General features: G+C 40.4%; 12 protein-coding genes. 10 read left to right on the plus strand and 2 right to left on the minus strand.

The annotated features are described in order from the left end of the window. The first annotated feature begins 112 nt into the window (after positions 1 to 112). On the plus strand, positions 113 to 649 hold the full coding sequence (gene msrA / locus SFC47_RS12230; RefSeq protein ID WP_411254541.1) for a peptide-methionine (S)-S-oxide reductase MsrA: 537 nt from the start codon (positions 113 to 115) through the stop codon (positions 647 to 649). Continuing rightward, the gene (msrB, locus tag SFC47_RS12235; protein ID WP_411254542.1) at positions 646 to 1,080 is read left to right on the plus strand and encodes a peptide-methionine (R)-S-oxide reductase MsrB; all 435 of its coding nucleotides are present in this window, start codon (positions 646 to 648) and stop codon (positions 1,078 to 1,080) included. The genes msrA and msrB overlap by 4 nt, the downstream gene beginning before the upstream one ends. 24 nt (positions 1,081 to 1,104) lie before the next feature. Here the strand turns inward: msrB and SFC47_RS12240 are convergent, their stop codons facing one another. Then, on the minus strand, positions 1,105 to 1,701 hold the full coding sequence (locus tag SFC47_RS12240; protein WP_411254582.1) for a DUF502 domain-containing protein: 597 nt from the start codon (positions 1,699 to 1,701) through the stop codon (positions 1,105 to 1,107). A gap of 119 nt (positions 1,702 to 1,820) precedes the next feature. Between SFC47_RS12240 and SFC47_RS12245 the strand changes: the two genes are divergently transcribed. Together SFC47_RS12245 and SFC47_RS12250 are read left to right on the plus strand one after the other, a co-directional pair. After that, positions 1,821 to 1,967, plus strand: coding sequence for a YjcZ family sporulation protein (locus tag SFC47_RS12245; protein ID WP_411254543.1), 147 nt, complete (start codon positions 1,821 to 1,823; stop codon positions 1,965 to 1,967). 176 nt (positions 1,968 to 2,143) lie between these two features. After that, complete coding sequence (locus tag SFC47_RS12250; protein WP_411254544.1) at positions 2,144 to 3,610, plus strand: NAD(P)/FAD-dependent oxidoreductase; 1,467 nt, start codon at positions 2,144 to 2,146, stop codon at positions 3,608 to 3,610. A 382-nt stretch (positions 3,611 to 3,992) separates the two neighbouring features. On the opposite strand, the gene SFC47_RS12255 is transcribed toward SFC47_RS12250, so the two are convergent. Next, positions 3,993 to 5,357 (minus strand): TrkH family potassium uptake protein, encoded by a 1,365-nt coding sequence (locus SFC47_RS12255; protein WP_411254545.1) that lies wholly within the window; start codon positions 5,355 to 5,357, stop codon positions 3,993 to 3,995. Between the two features lie 140 nt (positions 5,358 to 5,497). Between SFC47_RS12255 and SFC47_RS12260 the strand changes: the two genes are divergently transcribed. The 6 genes from SFC47_RS12260 (at position 5,498) to SFC47_RS12285 (ending at position 15,050) form a co-directional block, all read left to right on the plus strand. Further along, positions 5,498 to 9,460: a tetratricopeptide repeat protein gene (locus SFC47_RS12260; RefSeq protein WP_411254546.1), complete on the plus strand. Its 3,963-nt coding sequence runs from the start codon at positions 5,498 to 5,500 to the stop codon at positions 9,458 to 9,460. 101 nt (positions 9,461 to 9,561) lie between these two features. Further along, a complete protein-coding gene (locus SFC47_RS12265) occupies positions 9,562 to 10,908 on the plus strand; it encodes an aspartate aminotransferase family protein (RefSeq protein WP_411254583.1) in 1,347 nt (448 codons plus the stop codon). Next, positions 10,909 to 11,601 (plus strand): CoA transferase subunit A, encoded by a 693-nt coding sequence (locus SFC47_RS12270; protein ID WP_411254547.1) that lies wholly within the window; start codon positions 10,909 to 10,911, stop codon positions 11,599 to 11,601. Beyond that, complete coding sequence (locus SFC47_RS12275) at positions 11,586 to 12,251, plus strand: 3-oxoacid CoA-transferase subunit B (RefSeq protein WP_411254548.1); 666 nt, start codon at positions 11,586 to 11,588, stop codon at positions 12,249 to 12,251. Before SFC47_RS12270 ends, SFC47_RS12275 begins: the two co-directional genes overlap by 16 nt. Before the next feature lie 34 nt (positions 12,252 to 12,285). Continuing rightward, complete coding sequence (locus tag SFC47_RS12280; RefSeq protein WP_411254549.1) at positions 12,286 to 13,554, plus strand: peptidase; 1,269 nt, start codon at positions 12,286 to 12,288, stop codon at positions 13,552 to 13,554. A gap of 74 nt (positions 13,555 to 13,628) precedes the next feature. Further along, positions 13,629 to 15,050: an aldehyde dehydrogenase family protein gene (locus SFC47_RS12285; RefSeq protein WP_411254550.1), complete on the plus strand. Its 1,422-nt coding sequence runs from the start codon at positions 13,629 to 13,631 to the stop codon at positions 15,048 to 15,050. The last annotated feature ends 300 nt before the right edge of the window (positions 15,051 to 15,350 follow it).

Here is a 15,350-nt window from a genome sequence, read left to right on the forward strand (position 1 = left end):
CGGCTTTTGTATGTGTTGTTATGTTTTTTTGCTTTAATCAGGAAATTGTATTTCTATGATGAGTTTCGGTATACTCAATATCAAAGCACATAAATCTAAAGGGGTGGAAATCATGGAAAATAGTAAACAACTGGCTACATTTGCTGGAGGGTGTTTTTGGTGTATGGTGAAGCCGTTTGATGAGCAGCCGGGGATTATTAGTGTGATCTCTGGATATACAGGCGGCCATGTCGAGAACCCTACATATGAACAGGTTTGTTCAGAATCAACCGGCCATTATGAAGCTGTACAAATTACCTTTGATCCAGAAATTTTTCCATATGAAAAACTGCTTGAACTTTACTGGCAGCAAATCGACCCGACAGACCCTGGCGGTCAATTCCATGACCGGGGACAGTCTTATCAAACCGCGATTTTTTATCATAATGAAAAACAAAGAGAGCTTGCAGAACAATCAAAGCAAAACTTACAGGATAGCGGACGCTTCACAAAACCGGTCGTAACGCCAATTTTACCAGCTAAAACCTTCTATCCAGCTGAAGAATATCACCAAGCTTACTATAAGAAAAATAAAGCGCATTATGAACAATACCATGTTGGTTCAGGGAGAGCAGGATTTATCCAAGCACATTGGGGGAAGAAAAAATGAAGAATAAAGAAGAACTAAAGAAAGAATTAACACCGATGCAATATGAAGTTACACAAAATAACGGAACAGAGCCTCCTTTCCGAAATGAATATTGGAATGAAACGAGTGACGGCATTTATGTAGATATCATCTCCGGCAAACCATTATTCAGCTCTCTTGATAAATACGACGCAGGCTGCGGCTGGCCGAGTTTCACTAAGCCGATTGTTGAGGAAGAAGTTATTGAAAAAGAAGACTATAGTCATTTTATGGTCCGGACAGAGGTAAGAAGTAAATCCGCAGATTCCCATTTGGGTCACGTCTTTGATGACGGACCAGGACCAAATGGTTTGCGCTATTGTATTAATTCTGCAGCCTTACGTTTTATTCCGAAAGAGGAATTGGCCGAACGAGGCTACGGAGCGTATAAAAAGCTATTTGACGAAAATTAAAAAGCCGCGAATTCGCGGCTTTTATTATTTTCCATTTGCTTTTGAGGCAGAGGTAGAAGTCATTCCACCAGATAGTATGAATTTCATTGCATCTTCTGGCTTAACATCAATAATTTCGACTTGCTCCTTCGGAATTAAGAAAGTAAATCCAGCGACTTGAAAGGTTTGCGGGACATAAACAGCTACATGGTCCCTAAGCGGACTGTAAAAGTCCTCCAGCTGTTCGGAGGTAATAAACCCCATACTTCTCATTTCTGTACCAGGTATGACAACCAGTGCGACCTTTGAAAAAGACTTCTTTTCTCCTAAAAAGGATTGAACCGTATCTTTTATCACAGAGTAGATTGTTTTGACAACAGGAATTCTTTCCAGCCATTTATCAATCAATCTAATAATACTGCCGGTGATAAATTTTGTAGATAACCAGCCTAACAGTGTGATTAATACAATGGTTGTCAATAAGCCAATACCAGGAATGTAATCTTCCTTTAGATAAGGCCTTAAGGTGTTTCCAAGCAGTCCATCAAGGAACAAAAACGTTTTGTAAATAACAAAGATTACAAGAATAATGGGAACAATCGTTAAAATACCGTTAACAAAGCTCTTTAAAAGAGTTTTCACATTCATCACCTACATTTTCTTCATTGATTCTCATAATATAGGCGAATGCACAGACAGGTCAAGTACCTACCACATAAAGTAAGAGTGTAAACAGACAAAAAATCAAGGAGTGGATAGGTATGTACGGACATGGATTTGGTCAAGATTGCTGTGGATTTGGTTATGCAGCACCAGTAGCAGGAGGGTGCGGATGGGGTTATGGCACTTTCGTATTAATTGTAGTGTTGTTCATACTATTAATCATCATCGGCGCTAGCTACTGCTGAACCTAAAAAGACTCAGGTGAAAAGCCTGAGTCTTTTTTGTTATTTTCTAAAAAAAGTCCAAACACGAACAATGGTAATTTATTTTTATTGATAGTTCGTTTTTACTGTTGACGGGTAGGGAAATCTCTGATATATTTACCAAGGGTTAAGTAAATACGTCTTGGAGGTTTTGGACAATGGAAAATAAATATGATGTTATAGTAGTAGGGGCAGGCCCAGCGGGGATATTTACCTGTTATGAACTTACACTAAAAATGCCGAACGCAAAGGTGCTGTTAGTGGATAAGGGGCATGATATTTACCGTAGAAATTGTCCAATTTTACAAAATAAAATTGAGAAGTGTCCTCCAGCAGCGGGGAAAAAAGAGTTTGCAGGATGTTTGCCAGCATGTTCGATTACAAGCGGTTTCGGCGGGGCTGGTGCATACTCTGATGGAAAGTTTAATATCACCAGTGAATTCGGCGGATGGATGACGGATTATCTTCCAGACTCTCAAGTAGTCGATCTAATAAAATACGTGGATGAAATTAATTTAAAGCACGGTGCAACAGACAGTATAACCGATCCACTTACTGATCAAGTGAAGGATATCGAGCGTCGTGGATTTGCAGCTGGTTTAAAACTATTACGTGCTCAAGTTCGTCACCTTGGAACAGAGCAAAACTTAGAAATTATGAAAAGCATCTTTGAATACTTAAATGATAAAGTTGAAATGTCCTTTAAAACAGAAGTTGAAGATTTGATTACGGAAAAATCACCTGACGGGCACGTCGTGAAGGGGATCAAACTGAAAGGCAATAAGGATGTTTATGCAGACAAAGTTGTCATTACGCCTGGGCGCGATGGTTCAAAATGGCTGACAGAAGTATTGAAGGCACGCCGGCTAAAAATGTCTAGTAACCAAGTAGATATCGGTGTACGAGTTGAGACATCTGACATCGTTATGCAAGAAATTAATGAGCATTTGTATGAAGGAAAGTTTGTTTTCAATACATCCGTTGGAACAAGGGTCCGGACGTTTTGCAGCAATCCTTCCGGCCATGTGGTTGTTGAAAATCACTCCGGTATCATGCTTGCAAATGGTCATGCTTATAAAGATCCGAAGCTTGGAAGTCCAAATACCAACTTTGCATTGCTTGTATCTCATACATTCTCTGAGCCTTTTGATAAGCCGACTGAATACGCGCATGAAGTATCACGTCTTGCGAACGCACTATCCAATGGCGGTTTAATTGTACAAAAGTATGGCGATATTCTAAAGGGACGACGTTCAACAGAAAAAAGAATTAAAGAGGGATTCATTGAGCCGACCCTCAAAGAGGCTGTTCCTGGAGACCTTGGCTTAGTTCTTCCTTATAATACCCTTAAGAGTTTGATTGAGATGACCGAAGCATTAAACCAAGTTACACCAGGACTAGCATCAGAACACACATTGTTCTATGGAGTCGAAGCGAAATTCTATTCTGCACGGCCAAAGCTCAATGACCGTTTTGAATCAGAGATCAGTGGTTTGTATGTAGGCGGCGATGGCGCTGGTATTACCCGCGGTCTTGCCCAAGCAAGTGCTTGCGGCGTCTGGATTGCAAGAGATATCATCAAAAAAGCATCAACTGAACGTAAAAAAGAAGTAGTCATGGCCTAAACTAAACCCGCTGAATTAGCGGGTTTGTTTTTTATTTGTTAAAGTCTATATGTGGAATTGCGAACCGTATAGGTTCTACGGAAAAGTATACAGTTTCTACATAAAACCGTACAGGTTCTACGCAAAAGCATACAGTTTCTACACAAAACCGTACTGGTTCTACGGAAAAGTATACAGTTTCTACATAAAACCCGTACAGGTTCTACGGAAAAGTATACAGTTTCTACACAAAACCGTACAGGTTCTACGGAAAAGTATACAGGTTCTACAAAAAACCGTACAGGTTCTACGGAAAAGCATACAGGTTCTACACAAAACCGTACAGGTTCTACATAAATGATGCAAAACAAAAGAGGGACTCCAAACTCGGAGTCCCCCGCTGTTAACCAATCGTAACTTTTTCTTTCGGATAATGAATTTTCTCCTGGCTCGTATCTTTCCCTCTTAATATCAGTAAAAAGGTTACAATCCCCAATCGTCCGATAAACATTAAAAGGATAATCAGTATTTTCCCAAATGTCGTTAAGATAGGTGTCAGGCCCATCGACAATCCATTCGTTCCAAATGCAGATGTTACTTCAAAGACTACTTGGATCAAGGTTCCCTTCTCCGTAATGGATAGGATTAATATCGAGACTAAGCAAAGGATGGCAGCTGTGGAAATCACAATAAAGGATTTAATCACATCCTCAGTATGAAGCTCTCTTCTAAAAACTTTAATGGAACCTTTTCCTCGTGCATAAAAGAAAATCGCTAGCAAAACAATTGCAAACGTCGTTGTCCGGATCCCGCCGCTGGCACTGCTAGGCGAACCGCCGATAAACATTAATACCGACATAAAGAGCTGATTACTTGGTGTGAATTCATTCAAATCCATCGTTGCTAACCCTGCACTTTTGGTGGTAACCGAGTTAAACAAGGAATAGAAGAACGTTTCATGCCAAGATTTCTCAGCAAAATAATGATAACTATCGAGAAGATAAATCATTATGGCGCCTGCAATCGTGAGAAAGACGAAGGTTGCGGTCGTTAATTTGGTAAAGAGAGTAAAATGGTATCGTTTCTTGCTTTTTAAGCTAAGAAGATATTCATAAACCTCCACAATAACCGGGAACCCAATGGCACCGATAATCATCAATATAATGATTACACTTTGAACAAAGTAGTCATTACTAAAAGGGATTAATGACCCGCCGGTAATATCAAAACCTGCATTTGTCGTAGCACTAATGGAGCCGAAGAATCCATGCTTAAAAGCCGATAAGGGGCTGTCAAAGTATTTCAAGAAACGAAGTCCTAGGATAATCCCGCCGATAATTTCAAATGAAATGATGGTAATAAAAATCCGTTTTGCCAGCTGCACCAACCCTGATAAGTTAGATTGATTTTGGTCTACCATAATTAATTGGCGTTCCTTTAGGCCTACTTTTTTTCCAATCATAATCCATAGAAAGGTACTTAGAGACATTACACCTAATCCGCCTATTTGGAGGATGATGCATAAAAGAAATATTCCAAAGTTATTAAAGACATCTTTTATCGAAATGACACTTAGACCTGTTACGCTGACAGCGCTGGCAGAAGTAAACAAGGCATCAATTAGACTAAGAGAAACATTTTCACGATGTGCCAGTGGTATTAACAAAAGTAATGTTGAAATGATTAAGGCAGATAAATAAAAAATAACAATTAATTGTATGGCTGATAATTCTCTTCTTTTCGATAATGGTTTATTCGATTTGTTCATTTCATCCATCCTTATGTAAATCTAAATGTTATTCTATATTAACCGCCCTTAAAAGTAAAAGATAGTTTTCCTCTAGAATTTTCTGACATTTTTATATATGCTAGAGTTATTAGGATTAGGATGTCTGGGGGACTATGGATATGATCACAAAACTGAAATCCTTATATGACCAGAAACAATACGATCAAGCGTTAGAAATAATAAATCAAGAAATACAGGTATTTAAATCACTGCGCTACTCCGAATTTAAACACGAGGTTACGAAAATTAATTCTGCCGAGGACTTTCAAGTATTGATTAGGCTGACAGATCATTTTTTGATGTATCAATATAGTTCATTTTTAGCTCGTTACGCTTACCGGCGATTTCCTTGTTTCTTAACGCTTTCGTGGTATTGTGAGGAGCTTCTTGATAATGGGAAGCTGCTAGAAGCAGATGAGCTGATCTCCTCCGCCATCGCCGAAATCCAGGATAACATTCAGGATGGTGAAGAATGCGAACGGCTTTATTTTTGCAAGATTCGTTGTTTGTTAGAAATGAAGCTATTTAAGGAGGCAGAAGAACTTCTAGAAAAGCTGAAGGAGTCTCCACGACCTCACTATGACAAGATTGGGTTTGTCTATATGCATACGGGGGATAGAGAGAGTGCGGAGAAATATTTTCAACAAGGTCTAAAGGATGCTGAAAAAGGACAGATTTGTTATTTGCTGCTTGCTGATTTAAAAGCATCAAATGGACAAATCGAAGAGGCTCTTGCGCTTATTGAAAAAGGCGAATCGCTGTATCCTGAAACACCTTCCTTCATCTTAGAAAAAATAAGACGATACCGTGATCTCGGCAAAATGGCTGAAATGCTTGCATTGATAGAGGAATTAAACGAAAGAATAACAGACCATGCCTATCGGAAGTATTTTCACCATTTAACCAAAACCGCCTATTACCAATTAGGGGACTATCAGCGGTTAAAGGAAGAAGTGAAAGGAGAGAAATCCCTTTTTACAGTTAAAAATGAGCAGGGTGAATGTATTAAACTTACAATTAAGCCCATTATTCAAAAAAGCAATTATTGTGTCCCAGCCAGCTTAGAAATGATTCTCACCTTTTTTGGAGAAGAGATTACCCAGGATGAGATTGCCAATCATATTTTTGATTTTACTGGTTCGAAGCTGTCCACGACGGTTGACTATCTAGAAACCAATGGATACGAATGTCGATATTTTGTAGGCAGGAAAGAACTTTATCAGGAATTATTGAGGAAGCAAATTCCAATTTTGTTAAGTGTTGATTTTGAACATTCGTCTCATGTTCAAGTGATGACAGGCTATGATGGTGTATTTGATTTTTATCATATCCAAGAACCGAACCTGCTGGAAACAATGTATGTTTCTGCAAACGATCTGGAAAATGCGAATGTATCAACGAGTTATATGTCGATTGTGTGTGTTCCAAAGGACCGAGCCCGCGAACTATCCTTTTTGTCAAAAGAAGAGGATGATTATTTCCGGCAATTGCAGGATTTAGGTGAAAAGCTGGAAGAAGATGAAGAAAAGTATAAAGAGGCTTTTTTAGAATTCTTAAAGAATACAATTGATGTCCCTTACTCACCCATTTATGTGGTCAAGCATTTTTCCTTTGAGGAATATGATGATTTCATTCTTCAGTGTGCCAAAAGGCTGCTTTTGACTTACCCAAATAATGACTTTATGAATCTCCATGTATCCCAAGCCTATATGCGTCTCCATAGGATGGAGGAGGCAAGAGAGCAGCTCAAACTTACACAACGGAAAACTTTTTCTCCACTCTATCATTTCCTAAATGGGAGAATCGCTCTTTACTTTGATGAAACGAGAGAGGCTGTTGGTTATTTTCGAACCTCACTGCAGCTTGACCCAGATCAGTACTATACCTGGAGCTATCTCGCACTGTCCTATTTATATTCAAAGAATGTAAAGAAGGCAGAATATTTCTCTGCCATTAGTATGGAGCTTGCACCGAAGGAAAGATTTGTCCGAATCAATCATGCAGCTGTGTTAATTGAAAAGCAGGAGTACGCTCGAGCACGTGAAATTTATAATAAATTGATTAGAGAATTACCGAGGGATGGTCATGCATGGTATGAACGTGCACGTCTTGATCAGAAGCTAGGGAACATCAGAAAGGCGCTGCGCGGGTTTTTAATGAGTATAAAATTGGAAAACCATGTTCCTTTTGCTGTACTTGCGGCTGCTGACTTATACGATTATGAGCTCGAGGAGCCTGAAAAGGCAGAAGAAATTTTGCTATCCGCTATTCATACTTCTGTTTCAGCCCAGCTTTTAATACGTCTTGGAGATTTTTATCGTGAACATGAAGAAAGTGATAAGTGTATGGACTGTTTTCAACAGTGTATTGAGTTATTTCCGGATGAAGGCTTTGCCTATATTGGTTTGGCAGAAATTATAGCCCATAAAGAAAATAAGGAAATGGCAGTGGCATTTCTTAAAAAACAAGCAGCCAGATTTAAAAAGGATAGTGAATATTTGATTAATAGCGGAAGTATGATGGCTGAATGGGCTTTGGAAGAAGATAACCTTCAGCTGGCAGAAGAATCCTTAGCGCTAATAGAAAGTGGAATTAATCATATTCACTCTAACTACAATGAAGCTTTAGAGATCTATGTAAAAATAGCTGGAGATACACCTTTCATAAACAGTGCAATCGATTTTCTACAGCAAAAGTTCACAAATCATTCAAGTGTAATTGAGTTTAAATGCTATGAGGGAACGCTATACGAAGAAAAACAGCAATACTCCTCTGCTTTGAAATGTTATAACACTGCCTTACAGGTTAGAGAAGATGCTTTTCCATATTATCGTATAGGGGAAGTTTATTTTAAACTAAGGATGTATGAGCTTGCAGCAAATGCATACAAAACGTGCATAAATATTGACCCTGCCAATGAGTCTGCCCTGCTGCGTCTGGCTGAAATCGCCGCATTCAATGAAAATCATGAGGAAGAAGCGGAATTTCTTTTGAGAGTACTGGATATTGAGCCATTAAGTGTAAATATTGAATATTTAGTATCGATATTAGATGAAGATAGAAAGCAGCAACTACTTGCTTTTCTTCAGTCATTACCTAAAGGGTTTAATGAAATATGGAGACTTGATGCCGAGGGCTATGTATTTGGCGCACTAGGTGAAATCCAGCTTGAACAAGAGAAGGTCAGTGCGGCTCTTCAAATGAATCCAGAGTTTTCAGAACTGCTGAATCACCAGGCCAAGATCTTTATTAAAGCTAAAAAGTGGAAGGACGCGCGTACCCTCCTTACATTGCTGCTAAATAAGAACCCAGATAATGTGGAGGTATATCGAACACTCATTATTTATAGTGCTGCTGCGAATAAGTGGTCACGACTCCCTAATATCCTTACAAAACTAGAGGGGAATGTGGAGGGAAAAAGTAGAAGGTTTTTATTAGCTGCTGAAGCGGGGAAACAGTTTATTGCAGAAATGAATTGGAGTGGGAAAAAAGAGGGGAATGCATTTGGACGTTTTGTTGCGAAACTAAAAAATCGTACGAAACAAATTAACCTCTTTGGTACAATCATCGAGCTATATGAGATGGCGATGAAATTAGATAAAAATAATCTGGCGGCTGTAAGTCATTTCGCTAGATTTTATGAAGAATTTGAATTAGGTGATGAAGCGGTAAAAATTTTACAAAAGGCCCTTAAGAAACAATGGGATGACAGACTTGCCTATCAGTTAGGAATGAATTATTTGGATATGGAGGCATACCAAGCAGCACTGCCATTGTTTGAAAGACAATTAAACAGTGATCCCGACGATTATCATCTTCGCTATTTAGCTGCCTTGTGTCATGGTGAAATCGGAGAAGTACGTATAGCTGAAGAAATGCTAATTAGCATTATCGAGGAAAATCCGTTTGAACCTAACGTCCATTTCCGGTTAGGCTGTCTGCTCAATGCACAAGGCAGACATTTAGGGGCTAAGGATGTCCTAGAAAAAGGAATGGAATACCATCCATACGACACTGAGATCAGGAAAGAGCTTCTCGTGACAAAGCACCATTTAGAAAAATCAATACTACAAACGAACTAAAACAGATACGCAATATGTGTCTGTTTTTTTCTTTATATTCATATTAGAAGAAAGTATTAAAAACCTTACTCATACAATGAACTAAAAGGGGAAGTGGTGTGGTGGAACGTACGTATCTAATTAAACCATTACTCGATGAATCCTTGCCAATGATTGATTATGGCAAAGGAATCTATTTGTATGATAAGGAAGGAAAAAAATATCTTGATGGTGCATCTGGTGCAGTAACAGCCAACATTGGACATGGGGTCACTGAAATTATGGAAGCCATGAAGGAACAGGCGAAAAAGGTTTCATTTGTGTATCGCTCGCAATTTACAAGTGAAAGTGCTGAGAACCTTGCTGAGAAAATCGCAGCATTAACACCTGGTGACTTAAATTGGTGCTTCTTTGTTAATAGTGGTTCTGAAGCGGTAGAAACTGCAATGAAAATGGCAATCCAATATTGGCAGGAGAAAGGAATACAAACGAAAACGAAGGTGCTGTCAAGATGGGTGAGTTACCATGGAATCACGATGGGGGCACTTTCATTATCCGGCCACACAGGCAGAAGAGCACGGTTTGTGCCGCTGCTCGAAGATTTTCCAGTCATAAATCCTCCTTATTGTTATCGTTGTCCCTACAACCTTGAAGCCCCTCAGTGCGGATATCTTTGTGCTCATGAATTAGAACTCGCGATTAAACGAATTGGTGCTAATCAGATTGCGGCCTTTATCGCGGAACCTGTTATTGGTGCTGCTGGCGGAGCGATTGCCCCGCCAAAGGATTATTTTAAGACAATCAAAAAAATATGCGATGAACATGACATCCTATTTATTGCTGATGAGGTAATGACTGGCTTTGGGCGAACAGGTTCGATGCTTGCCATGGAACAATATGGGGTTATTCCTGATATTGTGGCTTTTGGAAAAGGAATGGGAGCAGGCTACGCTCCGATTGCAGCTGCTGTGGCAAGTGAAAAGGTAATTGAGCCCATTTTAGCGGGGACAAAAGTGGTGATGAGCGGCCATACCTTAAGTGCCAATCCGCAATCCTGTGCCGTATCTCTAGCTGTATTAGAGTATCTGGAAAAGAACAAGATTGTTAGTGAAGTAGAGTCAAAGGGAGATTATTTAAAAGCCATACTCTTAAAATTAAAAAATCAGTATTCTTTTATTGGTGACATTCGCGGGAAAGGCTTATTGCTCGGAATTGAATTTGTACAGGATGCTGACACCAAAGCACCGTTTCCTCGGGAGATTCTTGTAACACAAAAGATAATATCCTTTGCAAAGGAAAAAGGGCTGCTTGTGTATCCGGCAGGTTCGGGTATTGATGGTGTTAATGGGGATGCCATCATCATCTCGCCTCCATTAACTATTACCAAAAGAGAAATAGAAGAATTAGTTTCACTCTTAGAGGCAGCCATTGAGGCTTTTGCTCAGCATTTGAAATCGGGTGGTGTTTAAATGGAAAATCCATTTGGCAAAATTACAACCTTAGAGGAGGTCATGAAGCTCTTTTTTAACGGGATGACAGTTATGTTCGGCGGTTTTGGCGGTGTCGGATCTCCGCCGGCTCTCATCGATGGAATTCTTGAAAAGGGAATTTCCAAGCTAACGTTAATTGGAAATGATACAGGATTTCCTCACATTGGTATTGGAAAATTAGTTAGTCAGGAAAGGGTAATAAAGGTAATTGCCTCCCATATTGGTTCAAATCCAATTGCTGGCAAACTCATGCATGAAGGAAAGCTTGAAGTGGAGTTTTCACCGCAGGGAATTCTAGCGGAAAGGATTCGTGCGGGAGGAGTTGGACTTCCGGCGATTCTAAGTGATATTGGAATGGATAATGAACTCGTATCCAAGAACAAACCTCATTTTCTCCTAAATGGAAAGGACTACTTAATTGAAACAGCTTTAACAGCAGAAATATCCATTGTTTATGCCAAAAAAGCAGACCCCTATGGAAATCTAATTTATGACAAAAGCGCCCGAAATACCAATCCGCTTGTTGCAATGGCCGGTGATATCACCATTGCTGAGGTGGAAGAGATTGTTCCGCTAGGAAGCCTCCAGCCGGATGAAATCATTACTCCGGGTGTGTTTGTCGACCACATTATCCCTTCGAAGGGAGTGAACTGGAAATGGGCCTGGGAATAGACTTTCGCAATACAATTGCGAGAAGAGCAGCAGAAGAAATCCAAAATGGAATGGTGGTTAACCTGGGAATCGGCATCCCATCCTTGGTTCCTAACCACCTGCCAGAAGATATGCTGGTGATGTTCCATGCCGAAAATGGAATTACGGGGATGGGGCCAAGCCCAGAAAAAGGAATGGAAGATGAAAATTTATGTAATGCCGGTGGTTTTCCGGTAACTTTGAACCAAGGTGGTTCTTACTGTGATAGTGCGACAGCTTTTGGAATGATCCGCAGAGGACGGGTGGATATCACAATTTTGGGTTCCCTTCAAGTCAGCAAAAAGGGAGATTTGGCCAACTGGATAGTTCCAGGGAAAAAAGTTCCAGGCATGGGCGGCGCAATGGAATTAGCACAAAAGGCAAGAAAAGTGATTGTATTAATGAATCATTGTGATAAAGCAGGAAATCCGAAGATTGTTACATCATGTACATTGCCACTCACCTCTAAAGCCTGCGTTGATTTGATTATCACAGAGTTAGCTGTATTTAGGGTGACTGCCAATGGGTTGCTGCTGACTGAATTGTTTCCGCCCTATGACTTAAAAGATGTCAGCAATAAGACAGAGTGTGAATTTACCATTAGTGATATGGTCAGAAAGATATCCTACTAGTCTCACCCATCCCTAAAAAGAAGGAGTGAAAGTGTTGACCACTCATGAAGAATCTATCAAACAATGGCTGAAGGACAATCGTGCTAGAGGAACGAGGTTCTTACAAATACTTGTCCAAGAAAATAGTACAAGAGGAAACGAAAGCAGTGCTCAGGCTGTCATTATTGAAAAGTGCCGGCAGTTAGGATTGAATCTGGATATCTGGGAAATTGACAGAAATGAACTATTGCAGCACGAGGCTTTCTGCTGTGATCGGCAAAGCTTTGAAGGAAATCCAAATGTAGTTGGTGTGTTAAAAGGGACCGGCGGCGGAAAATCTATTATTCTAAATGGACATATTGATGTGGTTCCGGTTGGGGATGAAAAGAACTGGGAACATGACCCGTTTAGCGGCCATATTGAATGCGGAAAGCTTTATGGACGCGGAAGTACGGATATGAAAGGCGGTACGGCAGCTTTAATCATGGCGATTGAGGCCATCATTTCTACCGGAATTAAACTGAAAGGAGACGTTATTTTTCAAAGTGTAATAGAGGAAGAAAGCGGCGGTGCTGGTACACTGGCTGCCGTTCTGAGGGGGTACCGTGCAGACGGCGCGATTATACCCGAACCAACAGGGATGAAGATTTTTCCGAAGCAGCAGGGTTCCATGTGGTTTAGAGTAACAGTTAAGGGCAGGGCGGCACATGGCGGCACAAGATATGAAGGAGTAAGTGCTATCGAAAAAGCAGTATTGGTCATCCAGAAGCTCCAACAATTAGAAAAAAATCGAAATGTAAAAATCACCGATCCGCTTTTTAACAAAATTCCAATCCCCATTCCAATAAATATTGGAAAAATAACGAGCGGTGAATGGCCATCCTCTGTTCCTGATTTAGCGGTTATTGAAGGAAGAATGGGTGTATCTCCTGAAGAAACGATAACAGCGGCACAAGGAGAAATGGCTTCGGTGTTGAATGAACTCAATGAACACGATGAGTGGTTTCAAGAGAATCCTCTTGAAATTGAATGGTTTGGGGGCAGATGGCTTCCAGGTAACCTTGAAGTCGAACATCCCTTAATGAAAACAATCACTGAGAGTTTTGTAGAAATTAAGGGAGAACAACCAGTTATTGAAGCAAGTCCATGGGGGACTGATGGCGGAATACTATCAAACGTAGGAGATATACCTGTGGTTGTATTCGGGCCGGGAATAACAGCTACGGCACATGATGCCAATGAACATATCCTGTTAGAAGACCTGTTTGCCGCAAGTAAGATTATTGCTCTTACACTATTAAAGTGGTGTGAAGTCAGTGATTAGATTCCCTCCTAAGTTAGAATTAGCAAAGTTTGCTACAATAGGATTAAGTAATTTTTGGCATGGGAGGGATTGTAATGAAAAAGGATTTGTGGATCGGCGGGGAATATCGAAGTACATCTTCTTATATGGAGTTAAAGAATCCATTTAATTTAGAAATTATTGCCCAAATTGGAATAGCACATCAGGAGGATGTGCTGTCAGCCATTCAGGCCGCACAAGAAGCTGCACAAATAATGGCAGAAATGCCTGCATTTGAACGGGCGGAAATCCTTGAAAAAGTTGCACAATATTTAAAGGATGACCGCGAGGAATGTGCGAGATTAATAGCGAGCGAAGCTGCAAAGCCACTAAAGGCAGCAAGAACAGAAGTGGACCGGACAATTATGACTTATACTTTTTCAGCTCAAGAAGCGAGGAGAATACATGGAGAAACAGTTCCCATGGACGCAGCTCCTGGAGGAGAGGGCAGGCTTGCCTTTACGATTCGAGAACCATTAGGTGTCATTGCGGCGATTACCCCATTCAATTTCCCTATGAACCTGGTTGCACATAAGGTAGGCCCAGCCATTGCGGCAGGGAATAGTGTTGTTCTGAAACCAGCGAGTCAAACTCCATTATCGGCTTTTAAGCTGGCTGAATATTTTCACTCTGCAGGCTTACCAGCTGGTGCGCTGAATGTCATCACCGGCAGCGGCAGTAAAATCGGGGATATACTAATGAAAGACGACCGGATCAAAATGATTACTTTTACAGGCAGTCCAGAGGTTGGCCGCTATATTAGAGAGAACTCTGGACTAAAGAAGATTACCTTGGAATTAGGCTCAAATTCAGCATTAATTGTCGATGATGGTATTCAACTAGAGAAGGTTATCCCGCGAATTGTAAATGGTGCCTTTGCTTATCAGGGGCAGGTTTGTATTTCTATACAAAGAATTTATGTTCATGAAAAGGTTTTTGAAGCTTTCGTGGAGAAATTTGTTAGTGAAACCAAAAAATTAAGAGCAGGTAATCCCCTTGAGGAAGATATTGATATTTCAGCAATGATTACACGTGGTGACGTTCAGCGAACGAAGAATTGGGTAGATGAAGCGATTGCCAGTGGTGCAGAATTAAAGGCTGGCGGAAACTCTGAAGAAGGGATTTTCCAGCCAACCGTTTTAGTAAATGTCCCTTCTAGCGAAAAGGTTAGTTGTGAAGAGGTATTTGCACCCGTCGTGCATATTAACAGCTTCCAAAATTTTGATGATGCCATCCATTTTGTCAACGATTCTAAATATGGTTTGCAGGCAGGAATCTTTACGAATGATATCCATAAAGCACTCAAAGCAGCCAAAAAGCTACATGTTGGCGGTGTTATGATTAACGAGATCCCGACCTTCCGCGTTGACCAAATGCCATATGGCGGAGTGAAAATGAGCGGAATGGGCAGGGAAGGAATCAAATATGCAGTAGAAGAAATGACTGAACTTAAGCTGATCAGCTTTAAAACAGAGTAAAAGAAAAAGTCTGGCTGATTTCGGAGTCAGACTTTTTTTAGGATTTCATGAAGCCCAAAGAGAATGAGGATAAGAGAAAATGGTGCCCATGAAGGTTCATGAAGCCCAAAAAGAGAGAATATTAGAGGAAATGGTCCTCATGAAAGGTTCATGAAGCCCAAAAAGAGAGAATATTAGAGGAAATGGTCCTCATGAAAGGTTCATGAAGCCCAAAAAGAGAGAATATTAGAGGAAATGGTGCTCATGAAAGGTTCATGAAGCCCAAAAAGAGAGAATATTAGAGGAAATGGTGCTCATGAA

This window comes from Neobacillus niacini (assembly GCF_046591715.1).
GTDB lineage: Bacteria > Bacillota > Bacilli > Bacillales > Cytobacillaceae > Neobacillus > Neobacillus niacini_L.